Source organism: Streptomyces sp. NPDC030995 (genome assembly GCF_055571215.1).
This window is the reverse complement of sequence record NZ_JBVIFS010000006.1, coordinates 66,236-84,927: the sequence shown is the minus strand read 5'-3', so window position 1 is coordinate 84,927 and position 18,692 is coordinate 66,236. Positions and strand designations below refer to the sequence as shown.

The following is an 18,692-nucleotide window of genomic DNA, read 5'->3' as shown; positions in this document are numbered from 1 at the left end:
TCCTGTGCTCCACCTCGCACCACCCGTCGGCCCCCTCACGCCCGGCCTCGGCCGGGCGTGGCGGGGCCTGTGGTCGTTGCTGCGCCGGGAGCGTTCCGCCCCGCCGGTCCCGCCGCCGGTCTCCCCGCGGTCGTACGGCTCCTCGTACGGGTCCTCGTACGCGTACGACCACACCGGCCGCGGCGACCCGCAGCCGCCCACCGTCACGGAGCTCTACCACGCGCACCGGCTGCGGATGGTCCGGCTGGCAGTGCTGCTCGTCGACGACCTGGCCACCGCCGAGGACGTGGTCCAGGACGCCTTCACGGCCCTGTACCGCCGTCACGGCGAGCACATCACCGAGGTCGACAACGCCCTGGGCTACCTGCGCACCGCAGTCGTCAACACCTCGCGCTCCGTGCTGCGCCGCAGGCGCACCGTACGGGCCTGGACCCCGCCGGCGGAGGCCGACGTACCGTCCGCCGAGGACCACGTGGTCCTGGACGAGGCGCACCGCGAGGTGCTCGCCGCGCTCGGCCGGCTGACGCCGCGCCGTCGGCAGGTCCTGGTGCTGCGGTACTGGGCCGACCTCAGCGAGGCGGAGATCGCGACCACCCTCGGGATCAGCCGGGGCGCTGTGAAGTCCAACGCGAGCCGCGGCCTGGACGCGCTGGAACGGATTCTGGAGGGACGGATATGACGCGTGACGGCGAACGCCTCGCCGAGCGCCCGGCCGAGCGCCCCGTCGAGCGCCGGCTGCGGCAGGCCCTCGACGCGCGCGCGGACGGCATCGACATCCGTCGGCTGCGCCCCGCCGATCCGCCGCGGCCGCCGGTGGGGCGACTGCCCGTGGCGAGGCTGCGGCGGTTCGCCCTGCCGCTGGCGGGCCTGGCGGCGGCTGCCGCCGCCGGGATGGGATATCTGCTGCTCGCCACGGATCCGGCCCCCGGGCCCGTGCCGCCCGCCACTCCGCCGAGGATCACGGCCCCCGGACCGTCACCGGAAAACACGCCCTCACCCGCTCCGGCGTCGCCCACTCCGGGCGCGGACCCGTCGGTGACCCCGTCCCCGTCCCCGTCGGTCTCGTCGAAGCCGTCGCGGTCGGTGACGCCGTCAGGATCCGCGCCGCCGTCGGCGAGCCCGTCCGGCGGGCCGGGGGGCGCCGCGACCTCCTCGCCGCCGCCGACCTCGGGTGGTCCCCGTTAGGCCATCGGGCCCCCGGGTCGCGCGCCCGTGTCCCCCGTGCCACGTTGGTACGGGGGGATAACGGGTGCATGATGCGCTATCCCAGGCAGCACAGGAGGGTCCACGTCATCGCGACGGCAACGGTCGCCGCGCTGGTCACCCTCGCCGTCCCCGCCTGCACGGCCGCCTCGGACCAGGCCCGGACCCCCGAGGCACCCGGCACCGCCACCGCCACTTCCACCGCCACCGGCGCGACGGCGACCGACCCGGCCGGGGCCACCCCCTCGGCCACCCCCGCCCCGACGCCGTCCTACCCGCTGTCCACCGCCCCGCGCACCATCCCGGCCGTACGGGAGCACGTACCCGCCCGCGGCCCCGGCTGGAAGCCGGCCCCCGACTCCCGGGTGGTCGTCGCGCAGGGCGACGCGGCCGCGCTGTCCGACGAGGCCAGGCTGCTCGCCGGTGAACTGCGCATCGAGTACGGCGAGTCGGAGGCCCCGCGCCCCGGTGACGTGGAACTGTCCCTGGACGCCGGGAGCTCCGGCCCGCCGGAGTCGTACACCCTGACCGTCAAGGACGGCCGGGTGCGGATCGGCGGCCCCGACGAGGCCGGGGTCTTCTACGGCACCCGCACCCTCAAACAGGCGGTGAGCAGCGCCGGTTCGGCCCCCGAGGGCACCGTGCGCGACGGCCCGGCCCGGCCGCAGCGCGGCCTCAATCTCGACATCGCGCGCAAGCACTTCACTCCCGGCTGGATCGAGGACCGGCTGCGCGAGATGGCCGACCTGAAACTGAACCAGCTCGGCCTGCACTTCTCCGACGACCAGGCCTTCCGGATCGAGTCCGACAGCCACCCCGAGATCGTCTCCACCCCGCACCTCACCAAGGCGCAGGTGCGCGGCATCACGGCGCTCGCCGCCCGGCTGCACATCACCGTGGTCCCGGAGATCGACTCGCCCGGACACCTCGGCGCGGTGCTGCGCGCCCACCCCGACCTGCAACTGCGCGACGTACAGGGCCGGGCGGTGCAGGGGGCGGTGGACATATCCGACCCGGCGGCCGCCAAGCTCATCGACGAACTGCTGCGCGAGTACCTGCCGTTGTTCCCCGGCGGGGCCTGGCACCTGGGCGCCGACGAGTACCAGGCGCTGGTCGTCCGCGACCCGCAGGCCTCCTTCCCGCAGCTCGCGCGCGCGGCGCAGCAGCGGTACGGACCCACGGGTCGCGTCCAGGACCTGGCGACGGGCTGGCTCGACGACCGCGCGGACGTGATCCGGCCGTCGGGCAAGGCCCTCAAGGCGTGGAACGACGGCTTCTTCACCGGCGGGGTGGCGAGCGCGGCCAAGGACCTCCAGGTCGAGTACTGGACCGGCAAGGAGATCGGCGCACGCCCGCCCCTGGAGTACCTGCGCGAGGGCCGCAAGCTGGTGAACCTCAATGACGAGTACCTCTACTACGTGCTCGGCGAGCCGAACCAGTTCACCTACCCCACCGGCCGGCGGATCTACGAGCAGTGGACCCCGCTGGTCCTGCGCGGCACCACGCCCGTCCCGGCCGCGTACGGGAACCAGATCCTGGGCGCGCGCCTCGCCGTCTGGTGCGACCTGTCCGGCGCCCAGACCCAGGCCCAGGTGGCCGAGGGGATCCGGCTGCCACTGGCCGCGCTCTCCCAGAAGGTGTGGGACTCCCGTACGCCCGTGCTGCCCTGGTCCGGCTTCCAGGCCCTCGCCGACCGGCTCTGACTACCAGATGGAGTTGACCCACTCCGGGTGGTCGATGAACGGGTTGCGGTTGTGCTGGTACGTGTCGAATATGACCTGGTTGCGGCGCTGCTCGAAGGCGTCCGGCGGGTCCATCTGGTTCCACTGCTTCAGCAGGCTGATCCGGCCGAAGAGCGGCGCGGAGCCGTTGTTGACCTCGTCGTTCATCTCCAGGTCCGCGAAGCCGTCACCGCCGTCGTAGCGGACGGCCATGTAGAGCAGCATCCGCGCCACGTCGCCCTTCACCGCGTCGCGCGGCTCGAAGGAGTCCGCGTCGGTCAGGCTGCCGGGGGCCTCGCTGACGGGGCTGCCGCCCAGGTCGAAGTCCTTGTTGCCCCGGGTGCTGTTGACGGTGACGTCCTCGGGGCGCAGGTGGTGCAGGTCGGTGCCCGGGCCGGTGGAGGTGCCGAAGTCGCCGTGGCTCTTGGCCCAGACGTGCTCGCGGTTCCAGTCGTTGGGGTCGCCGCCGTTGGTGGACTTGGACTGGGAGCGGCCGGAGTAGACCAGGATGACGTTGTTGGGGTTCGCCGGGTCCTGGTCGGTCACCTTGAGGGCGTTCCACACGCCGTCGTAGGACACCTTGGACTGGGTCTTGATGATGTTGTGCAGGGCCGCCTTCAGCTCGGCCCCGGTCTTGCCCTCGGCGGGGGCGTAGTACGAGTCCACCACAGAGGCGGTCGTGGCGGTGGTGGCAGCCGTGGCGGCCTCGGGGGCCGCCGTCTTCTGCTGGCCGGCGGAGGCGGCCGCCGGTACGGCGAACAGGGCGGCGGCGGCGAGGCCGGCAGCCCAAGGAGTCAGGCGCGAGATTCTCATCAGGGTGGGGGTACCTCTCCATACGCACCGTCCCCACCTGGGGAATTGGCGGGGTGTCAGTGGCAGTGCGAGGCTCACATTGTCATGTGCCGAACAGGTAAAATCCATGTGTCCGGGGTGCACACCTTGGTGTGTGCCGCGGGCCCGTCGCGGGCAGGGTAGAGGCGGCCCAGCGGGGCCGAGCGGACCATGAACACCCCCATCGGGAGCAGCCCATGGCAGTGAAGATCCTCATCGTCACCGGCGACGCGGCGGAGTCGCTGGAGGTCCTGTATCCGTACCAGCGCCTGCGCGAGGAGGGGTACGAGGTCCACATCGCGGCGCCGGCGGTGAAGAAACTGCGGTTCGTGGTCCACGACTTCGAAGACGGCTTCGACACCTACACCGAGAAGCCCGGCTACACCTGGCCCGCCGACCTGGCCTTCGCCGACGTGGTCCCGGAGGAGTACGCGGCCCTGGTCGTCCCGGGTGGCCGGGCTCCGGAGTACCTGCGCAACGATCCCGAGGTGCGGCGGATCCTGGCGGCCTTCGCCGACGCCGACAAGCCGATCGCCCAGATCTGCCACGGCCCCCTGATCACCGCCGCGGCCGGGGGTCTGACCGGCCGCCGCGTGACCGCGTACCCCGCGCTGGAACCGGACATGAAGGCGGCCGGGGCGGAGTTCGAGGACTCCGAGACCGTGGTCGACGGCACCCTGGTGTCGGCCAGGGCCTGGCCCGACCACTCGCGCTGGATGCGCGAGTTCCTGACCGTGCTGCGCGGCAAGGCGCCGGTGACCTGACGGCGGCCGGCAGGCGTCGGCGGCGGGGCGGCGCGAAGGGGAGGCTCCTCATTCCCTTGTGAAGTGTCGGATCCGGGGGACTGACGCGGCACGAGCGGTGTGCTGAGGTGTGACGGTCAACCGATGCTGTGTTCAAGGAAGTTGAAAGGACACCACGTGACCCGACCTTTGGCGCGCCGCAGGTTCATCGGTGCGGCCGCGGCCCTCGGTGGCGCCGCTCTCGCCGGTCCCCTCGCCCCGCTCGCCCACGCCGGACCGGGCGGGGCGCCGTCGGCCACCGCTGCCGGGCGGCCCGACAGCATCGCGACCCCGCCCGGCTTCCAGCCCGAGGGCATCGCCGTGACCGCCCGAGGAGTCGCCTACACGGGTTCGCTGAGGGACGGTTCGATCTACCGCGCCGACCTCGCCACCGGCGCGGGCCGGATCCTCACGCAGGGCCAGGGGCCGGCCTCGGTGGGGCTCAAGCTCGACACGTACGGCAGGCTGCTCGTCGCGGGCGGCGCCAGCGGTCAGATCCGGGTCGTCCACTCCGGCGACGGCCGGGTCCTCGCCACCCACCAGGCCGCGACCGGCACCGCCTTCATCAACGACGCCGTCGTCGGATGCGGCGGGGCCTGGTTCACGGATTCCTTCGGCAACGCCCTCTACTTCCTGCCCGCGGGCCGCGCGCACTGCGGCTCGGCGGCGAGTGGGAACCGGTGCCGCCCGGCGGCGAGCACTGGGGGGCCAACGGCATCGAGCGGACCCCGGACGGCCGCGCCCTGCTCGTGGTGCACGACACCGCCCAGGCGCTGTTCCGGGTCGACCCGCGCACCGGCGCCGCCACCCGCACCGTGCTCGACGCAGGTGCGGTGAGCTTCGGCGACGGGCTCGTGGTCCACGGCCGCACGCTGTACGTCGTACGCAACTGGGCCTACGCCGTCGACGTGTTCACCCTGAGCGGGGACGGCCGCCGGGCCCGCTTCGTCAAGCAGATCACCGACCCGCGCTTCGACGAGCCGACGACCGCGGCGGTGTACGGGGACCGGCTCTACGTCGTCAACGCGCGCTTCGACTCCGACTGGTCGGACCCGACCACCGCCTCGACGATCGTCAGCTGCCCGTTGTGATCTGCGGGGCCGGCTCGTTCTTGTAGTTCGCCCCGAAGTTCTTCTTCACGGCCGCTTCCCAGGAGCCGTCCGCGACCATCTTCTTCAGCGCTTCGTTGATCTTGCCCTGGAGTTCCTTGTCGCCCTTCTTGAGGCCGATGCCGTAGTTCTCGTTGCTCAGGTTCTGGCCCAGCAGCTTGAACTTGCCCTCGTTGCCCTTCCGGGCGGCGTACCCGGCCAGGATGGCGTTGTCCGTGGTCATGGCGTCGACCAGGTTGTCCTGAAGGGCGACGACGCACTCCGAGTAGCCGCCGAGCTCCAGCGTGGCCGCCTTGGGGGCGAGGTTCTTCTTGAGGTTCTCCGCCGAGGTGGACCCGGTCACCGAGCACAGCTGCTTCGAGTTGAGGTCCTCGGGCTTGTTGATGGACGAGTCGCCGGCGCGCGTCAGCACGTCCTGGTGCGCGACGAAGTACGGGCCGGCGAAGTCGACCTTCTCCTTGCGCTTCTCGTTGATCGAGTAGCTCGCGACGACGAACCTGACCTCGTTGTACTGGAGCAGCAGCTCGCGGTCGTTGCTGAAGACCTGCTTGAACTCGACCCGGTCCGGCTTGTAGCCGAGCTCCTTGGCCACGTAGGTGGCGACGTCCACGTCGAAGCCGGTGAAGGAGCCGTCCGACTCGCGCATCCCGATGCCCGGCTGGTCGAACTTGATGCCGATCGAGAGGGTCCCCTTGTCCTTGTCGTCACCAACACACCCGGAGGCGGTCAGGGCGAGGGCGATCACTACAGCGACCGCACCGGCCTGGGGAACCTTCATTCTGCAACTCTTTCCTGGGGGGACGCGGGCCGTGTACCGGGATCGCCGGGGCGTGTGGAACCGCGGGAACGTGAGGGACGTCGAGACATGTGTACGAGGAAGCTAGGAAGCCGGTGGGCGCAGCGTCACTAGATTTGAGCAAAACTTGAGCATAACGATCTGGGTCGGCCGTAGATTCTGTGGCGGATCAGGGCTGGGGCAGTAGAAGGGGGCGGGCGTGGGATCAGGTTCGGTACGGGTGGACGGTAATGCGCTGCTACTGGGCGAACAGGTGCAGATCCGTTTCATCCGGACACTTCGGCTGCCCGAGTCGGGTACGCACGCACTGCCGCCGGGGCTGGGGGAGTTCCCGCTGAGGCGGGTCGAGGACCATCCGGACACCGTGCCGCCGGAATGGCTGGCGAAGGGCGGCGTGATGCTGCCCGTGTACCTGCGCGAGGCGATGTGGCTGAGCTTCGGCGGGACCCGGGAGCCGGCCGCGCTCCAGGTCGGAGTCGGCAAGGTGTGCGCCGTCTCCGGCAAGCGCTGGACGGGCAGCCTGGCACGCGCCCCGCAGAACTACGTGGTGCTGCCCCGGCAGCCGTGGCTGGACGGAATCAACTCGGGCGACGGGACGGTGCGCCAGTTCGTCGCCGTACCGCTGGGGCTCGGAGCCACCGTCGAGGGCCAGGTCACCGGGGAGGAGACCACCGGCGGCGTGCAGCTCCAGGCGTTCCCGCTGGGGGCGGCGGCGCTGGCGCAGTGGCGGCGGGCGGAGCAGGAGCGGCGGACGCCGGGGCCGGGCGGGGGCAGTGCCGTGTACGGGGCCGCGCCCGCCCCCGGGGGCTTCGGCGGCGCGGTACCCCCGCCGATGATGGCGCAGCCCGGCGCCCCGGGCGCCCCGCGGGGCGCTGCGGGCCCGCCGTCGGCGCCGGCCGCGGCTCCGGCCATGGGGCTCGGCGTCGGTGGTGCCATGCACCAGGAGGTCTACCGGGACGACCGCCCGCTGTCCGACTGGGCCGCGGAGCCGGCCGCACGGGTCTTCGTCCACCTGGTGACCCCGCCCGCGTGGCGCCGTATCACCGGGGAGGATGCCCCGCCCTCGCCGATCGACCGGGCCGCCTACACCAGGGCCGGGCTGCCCTGGTTCGACTACTACGACGAATCGGCGGCCGACCTCGCGCCGGCCGACGCCCTGAGCCAGGTGAAACCGGTGGGGGAGTGGCTCGGCGACGACCACACCCCGTGGGCGGAGCCGGCCCCCGGGCAGGTCAAGCCGCTCGGAAACGCCCCGAGGCCGGGCAAACCCGTTCAGGACGGTGACTGGTAACCGGCCCGGGCACCGGCCCGCCGGAATCCGCTGTATGCACCCTTCCTCCCGTGGCGTGAGTGCGGCACCGGACTGGCTGGGAACGTACGGTCGTTCGGGGTGTGGCGGGGGTCGCGTGGGATCATGAACGGTCAATTGCTGGCGAACGAAGGGGGAGTTCGGTGACTGGTGTACGAAAAGGCCTGGCGAAGGTGGAGGTCGCGCTGCGCTGGGACCCCAGCCCGGCCGGTACGCCCGCGAACGACCTCGACATAGTCGCGGCGGTCTACGGGCCCGCGGACCCGCACGGAACCCCCCTCCAGCTGGTGCACTTCGGCAGCCGGTCCCCCGACGGAACCATCACCCTGAACCGGGACAGCCACACCGGTCAGGGCTTCGGCTTCGACGAGGTGATGACCCTCGAACTGGAGCGGATGTCACCGCAGTCGTGCCGGGTGGTGGTCGGCGTGGTCATCCAGCACGTCGGCCTGGGTGCGGGCGCGGGGGCCGGCGCGGACCGTGCGAAGACCTTCGCCGACATCGGCGGGACGGGGTTCCGGATCCGCGAGGGCCACACGGACCTCGCCCAGGGCGACTTCGGGTCAGTGTCCACCGCCACTGCGGCCACCGTCGCGGAATTCACCCGCGACGCCTCCGGCACGTCCGACGCCTGGTCGTTCGACCTGCGGCTGCGTGGCTTCGACGCCGATCCCGAGGAGTTCGCCCGGACCATGGGCGGGGTCGACTGACGGGGGTCGCCCGAGAGCGATCGCAGGGGTCGATGCCGACGCCGGGCCGCACAGATCGGGCGGCGGCCACTCACTCGAGGGAGTGGCCGCCGCCCGGTCCGGGTGGCGCGCTGCCGCCGTCCCCACGAGGCAGCGCGGGCGGGCCGCCGTCCGGTCATCGGGACGGTGACCCGCCGGTTCAGGGGGTCTGGCCGACCGGCGGCCGGGGGGTGGGGTGGGCGGGTGCGAGGCCCAAGGCCGGGAGGATCACCGCGTCGACGAACCGGACCAGGTAGTCGGCGTCGGCGTACCGCCCCTCCAAGAGCGGCCGGATGCGGAGCACACCCATCAGCTGGGCCGGCAGGAACTCCACGGCCGGGTGGTCCGCGGCGATCTCGCCGCGTGCCACGGCCCGTCCGACCATGACGTCGAAGGCGGCCAGCTCCGGCTCGACCAGCGCCTCGCGCAGGGCGGCCTGGAGTTCCTCGTCGCTGAGCACGGCGTGCCCGAGGGCCTGCGTCAGCCGGGTGTCCCGTCCGGAGGTGCCGGCCGCGATCCGGGCCGCCTCGCGCAGGTCGCCCGCCAGCGATCCGGTGTCCACCGCGGCGAGGGTGCCCCGGCGGTCGGCGCGCAGGGCGGCGGCGACGAGCTGGGGCTTGGTCCTCCACTGCCGGTAGAGCGTGGACTTGCCGCAGCAGGCCCGGGCCGCGATGCCCTCCATGGTCAGCGCCTCGTAGCCCTGCTCGCGCAGCTGCTCCAGGACGGCGTCGTAGAACTCCTGCTCTCGCTCCGGGGTGATCTTGGAGCGGCGCGCGGGGGGTGGCGTCGACGTCATGGGGTGCGGCTCTCCTCGGGGCGCCGGGGCGGGGCGGGGCGGCGGGGCGGCGGATTCCACTTTGAAAGTGTACGGGAAACGCAACCGTATCGGTACAGCAGCGTATCGATACGCCAATGTATCGATACACTGGCGTGTCGCTGTGCGCGTAAACAGGAAGAGAGACCGGGGGATGACCTCCCACACCACACCTGCCGGGCCGGCAGGCGGACCGAGGGCCGCGCGCCGTCGTCTCATACGCGAGCTGCTGCTCGTCGCGGGCTTCTTCACCGTCTACAAGGCGGGCCGGCTGCTCTCGACCGACCGCACCGGCGAGGCCTTCCGCAACGCCGACTGGATATGGGACGTCGAACGCGCCCTGCACCTGCCCGGCGAGGGCGCGATACAGAGGCTGCTGCTCCACGGGGAGGCCCTCGTACAGAGCGCGAACACCTACTACGCGGGTGTCCATTTCCCCGCGACCGCGGCGTTCCTGATCTGGCTCTACCTCCGCCGCCCCGGCCACTACCTGTGGACGCGCCGCGTACTCGCCGTGCTCACCGGAGCCGCCCTGGCCCTGCACCTCGCCTATCCGCTCGCGCCCCCGCGGATGCTCACCGACACGGGGCTCATCGACACCGGACAGGTCTACGGGCCCACCGTCTACCGGGCCGCGCCGGACGCCGACACCCTGGCCAACCAGTTCGCCGCGATGCCCTCACTGCACTTCGGCTGGGCGCTGATGCTCGCGATCGGAATGATCGCCGCCACCCGCTCGCGGTGGCGCGCGCTGTGGCTGCTGCACCCCCTGCTGACCCTGCTCGTGATAGTCGGCACGGCCAACCACTACTGGCTCGACGCGATCGTGGCCGCCGTCCTGCTGGGCGTGGCCCTGCTGCTGATCCCGCGGCCGCGCACGAGCGAACCGGACCACGAAGCGGACTCGGACTCGGACGCGGGTTCGGGCTCGGACCCGGGCGCGGACGCGGACATCGACGTGGACGCCGCCGTACGGAGGCTGCCGCGCCAGCAGAGCGCCGACGCCGTCGTAGGGGCCCGACCATGAACGACACCGCCCTCGCCATCGGGCTGTGCCTCGCCTCGGCCGTGGCCTACGCGGCCGCAGCCGTGGCTCAGGAGCGGCTGGCCCGGGCCGCCGTCGCGCGCAGCGCCAAGGCGCTGCTGGGCTCCGGCGCGTGGTGGTGGTCGGCCGGGCTGAACGCGGGCGCCGCGCTGCTGCACGCGGCAGCCCTGCGGTACGGGCCGCTCACCCTGGTACAGCCGTTCGGCGCGCTCACCCTCGTGGCCGCCGTGCCGCTGGGGGCGCGTCGGGCCGGCCGCCGCGTGGCGGCCACCGAATGGCGCGGCACCCTGGCCACCGTCGCCGGGCTCGGCCTGCTGCTGCTCCCGGCGTCCGGGCCGGCTCCCGACGACACCCTCACGCTGGCCGAGGCGCTGGCCGTCTCCGGGGCGACGGCCGCCGTGATCCTGCTGCTGACCGCGGTCAAGGACCCGCACTCGGGTCTCAGGCACGCGACGGCGTCCGGGCTGGCCTCCGCGGCCGCCTCCGCCCTGACCCAGACCGTGGCCGTGGCCGCGGGCCGCGGCGGGGCCCTGCTCAGCGTCCGGGTGGGCGCGGTGGCCCTGCTCGTCGTGCTGTTCGCGGTCGGCGGGCTGTTCCTTTCGCAGCGGGCCTACCGGGGCGGACTCGGCGCCCCCCTCGCCGTGGTGAACCTGGCCAATCCGCTGGCCGCGGCCGCCATCGGCATGGTCCTGCTCGGCGAACGCCTCCAGGGCGGTGTGACGGGGGTGCTGCTGGCGGGGGCCGGAGCCGTCGTGGCGGCGCGCGGGGTGGTCCTGCTGACCCGGACGCCCGCCGGCGAGGCGGCTCCCCCGGCCATCGCGGTGCCCGGTTCCGGTTCCGGGGCCGGCTCTGCTTCCGGTGCCGAATCCACCGTGCCGATCAGCCGGGCGGCCTGAGCCACCATCGGAGAACCGTTTCGGCCATGGTCGCGTCCTCCCTGGAGAACACGGGAACGACCGAGAACGACCGAAGCGGAGTGACTGGGCATGGGCATCGTCAGCTGGATCATCCTGGGACTGCTGGCCGGAGGCATCGCCAAGGTCCTGCTGCCCGGCCGCGACCCCGGTGGTCTGATCGGGACCACGCTCATCGGCGTCGCCGGAGCCTTCATCGGTGGCTGGCTCTCGGCCGAGTTCCTGAACCGGCCCGTCCAGACCGAGTTCTTCGACCTCGCCACCTGGGGCGCCGCCATCGGCGGCTCGCTGGTCCTGCTGATCGGCTACCGGATCCTGTTCGGCAACTCCCGGGACTGACCGTCAGGTTCCAGCCGATGTCCGCCCCCGCACTCCGGCACCGGCCATCGCTAACCTGGCCGCAGGCACGACGTACGAGCCCGACCAGCGAGGAACCGGTACCACCATGACCATCACCCCCGTCCCCACCGCAGACCTGTACGACGAGTACGGCGAGGCCCTCGGCATCTGCACCACCGCCTTCCGCCAGTTCGGCGGACGCAAGCTCTTCGCCGGCCCCGTACGGACCCTGCGCTGCCAGGAGGACAACGCCCTGCTGCGCGGGCTCGTCAACACGCCGGGCGAGGGCGCGGTCCTCGTCGTGGACGGCGGCGGCTCGCTGCGCACCGCCCTCGTCGGCGACCTCATCGCCGGAGCGGCCCGGGCCAACGGCTGGGCGGGCCTGATCATCAGCGGCGCGGTCCGCGACAGCGTCGCCCTCGGCGGGCTCGACCTCGGCATCAAGGCGCTGGGCACCGTTCCCCGCAAGAGCGGCAAGACCGGCGCGGGCGTGGTGGACGAGCCCGTCACCATCGGGGACCTCACCTTCCGCGCCGGCGACACCGTCCACGCGGACGACGACGGCGTGGTCATCCTGCCCGCATAGCGGTACGCAGCGAGGGGGCGCCGGCGCCGGGGAGTGGGCGGCGGGGGCGAGGCGGGGCGGCGGGGGCGGCAGGGGCGAAATCACGCCAAGGCCGGTGCACCGTCCCTGGCACCGCCCCGGCAGGCCGGGTTTCACTGCGGGTCCATGAGACGACACAGGATCATGGGCCTGCTCGGCGCGATCGCGCTGGCCGCAGGCACCCTCGCCGCCGCGGGACCCGCGCAGGGCGTGACCCCGACCGATCCGCCGCCCGCCGAGTTCGGCACGGACTGGCACGACCCCCTCACCGCGGCCCCGCCCGTCGACCGGCCCGCGACCCGGTCCTGCGAGGTGACCCTCGCCGAGGCGCAGTTCCGCGACTTCACCCCGTACCAGGGAAGCTACGCACCGCCCACGGCCTGCGGAGCGGACGGCTGGGCCAAGGTCGTGCTCCGCCTCGACGGCAAGGTGAAGGGCCGTCAGTACGACCGCCTCGGCCACCTCTCCCTCGGCGGGGTGGAGATCCTGCGCACCTCCACCCCGCAGCCCTCGCCCGACGGCATCACCTGGTCCGTCGAGAAGGACGTCACCCGCTACCGCGACACCCTCAGCCGTCCTCAGCCCGTCGAGATGCTCATCGGCAACGTCGTCAACGACACGTACACCGGTGTCATCGACGTCAAGGTGACGCTCACCTTCTACGCCGCCGAGGGCCGCACCCCGGCGGCCGCCGACACCCCGGACCGCGTCCTGCCCCTCACCACCCCGTCGGTCACCACGCCGCGCAACACGGAACGCCTCCTCGCCGAGGTGTACGCCACGGGCTCGGGCGGCGGCTGCGAGGAGTACTGGTACATGACCACCCCGGACGCGGCCCCGTACTCCTGCAAGGCGCAGGAGGGTCCCTACCGCGAGGTCCGCGTCTCGGTCGACGGGCAGCTCGCCGGCATCGCCGCGCCCTTCCCGACGGTCTGGACGGGCGGCTGGTCCAACCCCTTCCTGTGGTACGTCACCCCCGGCCCCCGCGCCTTCGACGTCCAGCCGATCCGCTACGACCTCACCCCCTACGCCGCCCTCCTCAACGACGGCCGCGCGCACCGGATCGAGGTGTCCGTCGCCGGGGTGCCGGCCGGGCAGAGCGGCTGGAGCACCCCCACCAATCTGCTGCTCTGGCAGGACGAGGCCCGCGAGGTCGTCACCGGCGCCCTGACCCGGAACGAGCAGAGCGATCCGGCGGGCCACTCCCGCTGGACACCCGCAGCGCCCGGCGGCGAACACCGCCTGGACACCGAGGGAGGGCACCGGCTGACCGTCGCCGGGCACCTGAACACCTCCCACGGCCGGGTCACCACCACGGTCACCCGCGCCGTGCACAACACCTCCGTCCACCGCTGGACCGACGGCGAGAACCGCGACGCGCTCACCGCGACCTGGACCGACGAGGAGAGCGTGACGCACGGGCCGACCACCACCCAGACCGACCGCACGTACACGATGGACGGCGAGACCACCCTCGGCGCCGGTGACCGGCTGCGCACGGTCCTCTCGCTCGGCGACCGCGCGGACACGGTCACCCTGCGCGGCGGCCGCAACGTCGACGTGTCGCGGCTCGACGACCGGTACAGGGGCGACGCCACCTACACCGCCAACGTCCCGCGCGACCAGCGGCACGCGGTCGCCACCACCACCGCCCGCCACCGCCTGTACGGGTCCCAGGCGCCCGGCGGGTGCTACGACCGCACGGTGGCCACGGCGCAGGGCACCGTCACGGTGGACCGCCGCCGCTGCTGACACCGGCGGCGCCTACGATGATCCGCCATGGACACTGGTGAGGCCGGCAGACAGCTGATCGACGGGCGCTTCGAACTGGTCGCGCCCCTGGGCAGCGGCGGCATGGGTACGGTGTGGCGGGCCCGCGACGTCGCCCTGCACCGCGAGGTCGCACTCAAGGAGGTGCGCCCGCCGGACCCGGCCACGGCCGCCGCCCAGCCCGGTCTCGTCGACCAGCTGCGCGAACGGGCCGTCCGCGAGGCCCGCGCCCTCGCCCGCCTCGCCCACCCCCACGTGGTGACGATCCACCACATCGTCGAACCGGCCGACGGCACGGACGGACATCCGTGGATCGTCATGGAACTGGTCAAGGGCGGTTCCCTGCACGACCGGCTGGTGTCCGGTCCGCTTCCGCTCGCCGACGTGCTGCGGCTCGGCCTCGACGTGCTGTCCGCGCTGCGCGCCGCACACGCCGAGGGCGTCCTCCACCGTGATGTGAAACCGGCCAACGTGCTGCTGCGCCCCGACGGGTCCGCGGTGCTCACCGACTTCGGCATCGCGGCCCTGCACGGGTCGACCGGGCTCACCTCGACCGGGGTGCTGATCGGCTCGCCGGAGTACATCGCGCCCGAACGGGTCCGCGGGGAGGAGGGTCTGGCCGCCTCCGACCTGTGGTCGCTGGGCATGCTGCTGTACGTGGCCGCGGAGGGGGTCCATCCGCTGCGCCGGGCCACCAGCCTGGCCACGGTGGTCGCCGTGCTGGACGAGCCGATCCCGGCGCCGGTGCGCTCCGGCCCGCTGGCGTCCGTACTGGAACGGCTGCTCGTACGGGACCCGGCCGCGCGGCCCGACGGAGCGCAGCTGGAACGCCTGCTCCGGGATGCGAGCACCGCTCTCGGCGCTGCCCCGGCGGGCCCGGCGGGCCCTGTCGCCGCGGCCGCCCCTGTCGCCCCGGTCGCCCCGCCCGGCCCGTCCGTCCCCGGTCCGTACGGTCACTACGGCCCGTACGGGCCAACACCCCCGCCGCCGTTCGGCCAGGGCCCCGCCCCCTACGTGACCACCGTCTCGCCCCTCCCCGCGGCGCCCGTTCCCCGCAAGCGCCCGGCCCTGATCGGCGCCGCCCTCGCGGCGGTCCTGGCAGCCGGTGTCATCGGGATCGTCCAGTGGCTGCCCGACGGGACCTCCGGCGACGACCAGGACGCGAAGGGCGCCCCGACCACGCGTGCCACCGCCGCCACCCCGGCCGTCCCGCCCGCCTCCGCCTCCGCCTCCGCGACCCCCGGCCCGAAGGCGAGCACGCCCAAGGCGAGCGCGCCCCGGGGCAGCATGCTCACGCCGGAGAACATCCGGACCGCCCTGGAGGCGTTCAAGCAGCAGACCGGCACGACCACCTTCGTGGACCTGCGGATCTACGACGGGTACGTCCTCGCCTCCATCCCCACGGCCCCCGGCGCCAAGACCGTCGACGCCTGGCAGTACCGCGACGGCGCGGCCAAGCGCACGGGACCCCACGGCACGGTCGAGGACGGTGAGCCGCTGATCGACATGGCCACGGTCGGCTGGGACGCCCTGCCCGGCCTGCTGGAGCAGTCCAAGAAGGACCTCGACGTCCCGAACCCGACCTCGCGCTACGTCATCGTCGAGCCCTGGATGATGGACCAGGTCCCGTGCATGCGTCCGTACCTCAGCGACGAATACGGCCGGGGCGGCTATGTCCTCGCCGGCATCGACGGCAAGGTCAAGAAGGTCGTCGCCTCCTGACATCGTGTACCCGTACACGCTCGAGTCCCCGACAGGTCCAAGGGAGCTAGACCGCCATGCCCAGCTGGCGCACCACACTCACGGCGGCCGGAATATCCGGCTCCCGGCTGCGGGACGACTACACCCACGCCGCCCGCCGGGTACTCCGCCGTGAGCCCGCCCCCTACCTCGCGCTGCGCCTGCTCGCCGCGCCGCCCCTGGTGCCCTGCCTCGCCGCCGGTCTCGCCTTCATGAACCTGGTCGACGACGTGGCCGAGACCGGCACCCCGCAGGAACGGGCCGCCGGACTCGCCGCGCTGACCGGGCGGGTGGAGGCGGCCCTGAAGTCCGGGGACAGCCCCGACCCCCTCCTGCGCGCCTACGCCGACGCGGTGAACACCCGCGCCCTGCCCCCGCACTGGATATCCCGCTTCCTCGACGGCGCCGCCACCGCCGAGGCCGGCTTCGACGGCTTCGCCGCCGAGGAGGACTTCCAGGCCTACCTCGACGCCTACGCCTGGCCCGGGGTGCTGGTCTTCACCGGGCTCCAGTACCAGGGCGGCCCCGGCCCCGAACAGGCCGCGGGCTGGCGGCGGTTCGTCGACGCGGCCCAGCGCGTCGACTTCCTCGCCGACCTCTGCGGGGACCTCGCGGACGGCCGGCTCTGCATCCCGCGGGCCCGCCTCGCCGAGCACTCGGTGACCCGCGCCGACCTGGAACAGGCGCGCGACACCCCGGCCGTACGGGCCCTCCTCGCCGCCGAATGCCGGCGTGCCCGTACGGCCCTGGAAGCCACCCACGGCATCCTCGACCTCGCCGAACCGGGGCTGCGTCCCGTGATCGCGACCATGGCGGAGCTGATGGCGCACCAGCTGACCGCCGTGGAGCGCGCGGGCGTCGCCGCCCTGAGGCGGGACGTCGGCTACGGCGTGGCGGCGCCCCTGCGCATCCTCGTGCGCGCCGCCCGTAGCCGGGACCGGTTCCCGACCGGGACTAGTAAGGCCCGTTGACGTTGTCGATGGAGCCGTAGCGGGCGGCCGCGTAATTGCAGGCGGCGGTGATGTTGGCGACCGGGTCGTACGAGTCCAGCGAGGTGCCGGGCACGTGGTAGGCCTTGAACGTCGGGTCGATGACCTGGAGCAGACCCTTGGACGGGATGCCGTTCTGGGCGTTGATGTCCCAGTTGTTGATGGCGAGGGGATTGCCCGAGGACTCCCGCATCACATTGCGGTGAATTCCGTTGTAGGTGCCGGGAATTCCGTGCTTGGCCATCACGTCGAGGGACTCGCGGATCCAACCGTCGAGGTTGTTCGCGTAGGTGAGGGCCGGGCGGGCGGCGGACCTGCTCGCGCGGGCGGTCTCCGCCTGCGTGCCGAGCTTCAGTTTGATGCCAGGCCGGATGATCGACGGGTTGTCGCCGATGACGCTCCGGTTCGCCGCATAGAGCTGCTTCCAGCCGCCGCTCACGGAATGGTCCGCGGCGATCTCCGAAAGGGTGTCGCCGGGGACCACGGAATAGGTCGCGGGAGCGGCGGTGCGGGCCGCGGGGGCCGCGGTGTGAGCCGCGGGAGCGGTGGTCGCCTCCACCGCCCCGGCGGTGGTCGCGCTGATCAGGGGGAGGGTGAGGGCCGCGCCACCGGTGCCGGCGAGGGCCAGCTTGCGGGTGATCGGGTGGTGCTTCGGCCGACGGTGCTTACCCTTTGCGGGCATGGCGGAATTCCTCACGTGGGGGGACGGGAGAGCCCGGGCGGCGGCCGGATTCGGCTGCGTACCACCAGGAACGAGGTGACCGTAGGCGAGCCCGCCGGGCGGGAACAAGACCCGAATTCCACCGGTAGATCGACTTCCCCCTATAAGCCCGTTAAATGACCTTGAGGGTGTCTCGGTGAAATAGCCGATTCCCTTTCCGGGAAAAGGGAATCGGCCCCCTGGGGGAAATGATGTTGGCGCATTCGGGGTGACTCACATCACGGACCCGTGGTCCCGCGGCCAATACGGGCAAGTCCTCTCTCCGTAGGCCTCATTCGGGCGACACGCGCGTAGGCGGCAAATCGCCCATCGTGGACGCTTTCCGGCTCGCAAGTCTCAGTTCCGGAGTTCCGCCAGGCGCTCCAGCGTGGCCGCCACCGCCGCCTCCGAGGCGGGCAGCAGGGGGAGCCGTACGTCGGGGGTCGGGATGCGCCCCTGTGCGTGCAGCACGCCCTTGACGACCGCCGGGTTCGGTTCGGCGAAGGCCGCCGCCGACATCCGGGCCAGCGCGTGCCCCAGCGGCCGGGCCCGCGCCACGTCGCCCGCCCGCCAGGCCGCGGCGAGCTCCACGAACCGGGCCGTCGCCAGATGCGCCGAGGCCAGGATCCCGCCCGCCGCGCCCAGCGCCAGGAGCGCGGACGCGTACGCGTCGTCGCCGGCCAGCACCTCGAAGCCGTCCGGCAGGTCACCGAGGAGCGCGACCGCGTCCTCGCCGATGCCGCCGCCCGCGTACTTCATCCCGGCCACCCCCGGGAGCGCCCCGAGCGCCCGCAGCGCGGCCGCGTCCAGCGGCTGCCCGGTGCGGTACGGGATGTGGTAGACGATCAGCGGTACGGGGCTCACCTCGGCCAGCCGCGCGAAATGCGCCAACACCCCCGCCGCCGAGGGCCGGACGAACGAGGGCACGGTCACCAGCGCCGCCCGCGCCTGCGGCCACCGCGCCAGCCGGGCCAGCGAGGCCTCCGCGGCCCGGGTGCCGTTCGCCCCGGCGCCGACGGTCAGCAGCGCGCCCCGCTCCCGGCAGACCCGGGCGCACACGTCGGTGACGAGGTCGCGCTCCGCCTCGTCGAGGCCGGCCGCCTCGGCGGTGGTGCCGAGGGCGACGATCCCGGCGGCGCCCGCGTCGAGCACCTCGTGGGCGAGCGCCTCCAGGGCCTCGGCGGCGATGTCCCCGCTGCGGGTGAAGGGGGTGACGAGCGGTACGTGGATCCCGCCGAGCGGGAGGTCTTCTGCGATGTCCTGTGCCATACCGAAGAGCCTCACCTGCCCCGAGAATC

The 18,692-nt window shown here is 73.0% G+C and carries 20 protein-coding genes; 15 read left to right on the top strand and 5 right to left on the bottom strand.

Annotated elements, in window-relative coordinates; translation table 11 throughout:
* Positions 1 to 4 precede the first annotated feature (4 nt).
* The 3 genes from ACZ45T_RS12315 to ACZ45T_RS12305 all read left to right on the top strand — a co-directional run bounded on the left by ACZ45T_RS12315 (position 5) and on the right by ACZ45T_RS12305 (position 2,906).
* A complete protein-coding gene (locus tag ACZ45T_RS12315; RefSeq protein ID WP_468440213.1) occupies positions 5 to 679 on the top strand; it encodes an RNA polymerase sigma factor in 675 nt (224 codons plus the stop codon).
* On the top strand, positions 676 to 1,185 hold the full coding sequence (locus tag ACZ45T_RS12310; RefSeq protein WP_468440211.1) for a hypothetical protein: 510 nt from the start codon (positions 676 to 678) through the stop codon (positions 1,183 to 1,185). Before ACZ45T_RS12315 ends, ACZ45T_RS12310 begins: the two co-directional genes overlap by 4 nt.
* 68 nt (positions 1,186 to 1,253) lie before the next feature.
* Positions 1,254 to 2,906 carry a beta-N-acetylhexosaminidase gene (locus ACZ45T_RS12305; protein ID WP_468440209.1) on the top strand — a complete coding sequence of 551 codons (1,653 nt, stop codon included), beginning with the start codon at positions 1,254 to 1,256 and terminating at the stop codon, positions 2,904 to 2,906.
* On the opposite strand, the gene ACZ45T_RS12300 is transcribed toward ACZ45T_RS12305, so the two are convergent.
* A complete protein-coding gene (locus tag ACZ45T_RS12300) occupies positions 2,907 to 3,737 on the bottom strand; it encodes an endonuclease I family protein (RefSeq protein ID WP_468440207.1) in 831 nt (276 codons plus the stop codon).
* A gap of 215 nt (positions 3,738 to 3,952) precedes the next feature.
* Between ACZ45T_RS12300 and ACZ45T_RS12295 the strand changes: the two genes are divergently transcribed.
* The 3 genes from ACZ45T_RS12295 to ACZ45T_RS12285 all read left to right on the top strand — a co-directional run bounded on the left by ACZ45T_RS12295 (position 3,953) and on the right by ACZ45T_RS12285 (position 5,628).
* Positions 3,953 to 4,519: a DJ-1/PfpI family protein gene (locus ACZ45T_RS12295; protein ID WP_468440205.1), complete on the top strand. Its 567-nt coding sequence runs from the start codon at positions 3,953 to 3,955 to the stop codon at positions 4,517 to 4,519.
* A 156-nt stretch (positions 4,520 to 4,675) separates the two neighbouring features.
* Positions 4,676 to 5,374, top strand: a complete 699-nt coding sequence (locus ACZ45T_RS12290) for an SMP-30/gluconolactonase/LRE family protein (protein WP_468440203.1) — start codon at positions 4,676 to 4,678, stop codon at positions 5,372 to 5,374.
* Entirely contained in the window at positions 5,353 to 5,628 is a 276-nt protein-coding gene (locus ACZ45T_RS12285) for a hypothetical protein (protein WP_468440201.1), read from the top strand. The genes ACZ45T_RS12290 and ACZ45T_RS12285 overlap by 22 nt, the downstream gene beginning before the upstream one ends.
* Here the strand turns inward: ACZ45T_RS12285 and ACZ45T_RS12280 are convergent.
* The gene (locus tag ACZ45T_RS12280; RefSeq protein WP_468440199.1) at positions 5,612 to 6,424 is read right to left on the bottom strand and encodes a glutamate ABC transporter substrate-binding protein; all 813 of its coding nucleotides are present in this window, start codon (positions 6,422 to 6,424) and stop codon (positions 5,612 to 5,614) included. The genes ACZ45T_RS12285 and ACZ45T_RS12280 overlap by 17 nt on opposite strands.
* A 217-nt stretch (positions 6,425 to 6,641) precedes the next feature.
* Here ACZ45T_RS12280 and ACZ45T_RS12275 point away from each other — a divergent pair, with 217 nt between their 5' ends.
* Together ACZ45T_RS12275 and ACZ45T_RS12270 are read left to right on the top strand one after the other, a co-directional pair.
* Positions 6,642 to 7,733, top strand: a complete 1,092-nt coding sequence (locus ACZ45T_RS12275) for a hypothetical protein (RefSeq protein ID WP_468440197.1) — start codon at positions 6,642 to 6,644, stop codon at positions 7,731 to 7,733.
* Positions 7,734 to 7,894: 161 nt separating this feature from the next.
* Positions 7,895 to 8,461: a TerD family protein gene (locus ACZ45T_RS12270; protein ID WP_468440195.1), complete on the top strand. Its 567-nt coding sequence runs from the start codon at positions 7,895 to 7,897 to the stop codon at positions 8,459 to 8,461.
* A gap of 178 nt (positions 8,462 to 8,639) precedes the next feature.
* Here ACZ45T_RS12270 and ACZ45T_RS12265 read toward each other — a convergent pair whose 3' ends face one another.
* Positions 8,640 to 9,275: a TetR/AcrR family transcriptional regulator gene (locus ACZ45T_RS12265; RefSeq protein WP_468440193.1), complete on the bottom strand. Its 636-nt coding sequence runs from the start codon at positions 9,273 to 9,275 to the stop codon at positions 8,640 to 8,642.
* Positions 9,276 to 9,447: 172 nt separating this feature from the next.
* On the opposite strand from ACZ45T_RS12265, the gene ACZ45T_RS12260 reads away from it, so the two are divergent.
* From ACZ45T_RS12260 to ACZ45T_RS12230, 7 genes are all read left to right on the top strand, one after another.
* Positions 9,448 to 10,320, top strand: coding sequence for a phosphatase PAP2 family protein (locus ACZ45T_RS12260; protein WP_468440191.1), 873 nt, complete (start codon positions 9,448 to 9,450; stop codon positions 10,318 to 10,320).
* Positions 10,317 to 11,234, top strand: coding sequence for a hypothetical protein (locus tag ACZ45T_RS12255; protein ID WP_468440189.1), 918 nt, complete (start codon positions 10,317 to 10,319; stop codon positions 11,232 to 11,234). Before ACZ45T_RS12260 ends, ACZ45T_RS12255 begins: the two co-directional genes overlap by 4 nt.
* Positions 11,235 to 11,324: 90 nt before the next feature.
* On the top strand, positions 11,325 to 11,591 hold the full coding sequence (locus tag ACZ45T_RS12250) for a GlsB/YeaQ/YmgE family stress response membrane protein (RefSeq protein WP_468440187.1): 267 nt from the start codon (positions 11,325 to 11,327) through the stop codon (positions 11,589 to 11,591).
* A 106-nt stretch (positions 11,592 to 11,697) separates the two neighbouring features.
* On the top strand, positions 11,698 to 12,177 hold the full coding sequence (gene rraA / locus ACZ45T_RS12245; RefSeq protein ID WP_468440185.1) for a ribonuclease E activity regulator RraA: 480 nt from the start codon (positions 11,698 to 11,700) through the stop codon (positions 12,175 to 12,177).
* Between the two features lie 144 nt (positions 12,178 to 12,321).
* Entirely contained in the window at positions 12,322 to 13,947 is a 1,626-nt protein-coding gene (locus ACZ45T_RS12240; RefSeq protein ID WP_468440183.1) for a peptide-N4-asparagine amidase, read from the top strand.
* Between the two features lie 27 nt (positions 13,948 to 13,974).
* Complete coding sequence (locus ACZ45T_RS12235) at positions 13,975 to 15,687, top strand: serine/threonine-protein kinase (RefSeq protein ID WP_468440181.1); 1,713 nt, start codon at positions 13,975 to 13,977, stop codon at positions 15,685 to 15,687.
* A 56-nt stretch (positions 15,688 to 15,743) separates the two neighbouring features.
* Complete coding sequence (locus ACZ45T_RS12230; protein ID WP_468440179.1) at positions 15,744 to 16,676, top strand: squalene/phytoene synthase family protein; 933 nt, start codon at positions 15,744 to 15,746, stop codon at positions 16,674 to 16,676.
* On the opposite strand, the gene ACZ45T_RS12225 is transcribed toward ACZ45T_RS12230, so the two are convergent.
* Positions 16,660 to 17,376 carry a transglycosylase SLT domain-containing protein gene (locus tag ACZ45T_RS12225; RefSeq protein WP_468440177.1) on the bottom strand — a complete coding sequence of 239 codons (717 nt, stop codon included), beginning with the start codon at positions 17,374 to 17,376 and terminating at the stop codon, positions 16,660 to 16,662. The genes ACZ45T_RS12230 and ACZ45T_RS12225 overlap by 17 nt on opposite strands.
* Positions 17,377 to 17,751: 375 nt before the next feature.
* Positions 17,752 to 18,663, bottom strand: coding sequence for a dihydrodipicolinate synthase family protein (locus ACZ45T_RS12220; RefSeq protein ID WP_468440175.1), 912 nt, complete (start codon positions 18,661 to 18,663; stop codon positions 17,752 to 17,754).
* Between the last annotated feature and the right edge of the window lie 29 nt (positions 18,664 to 18,692).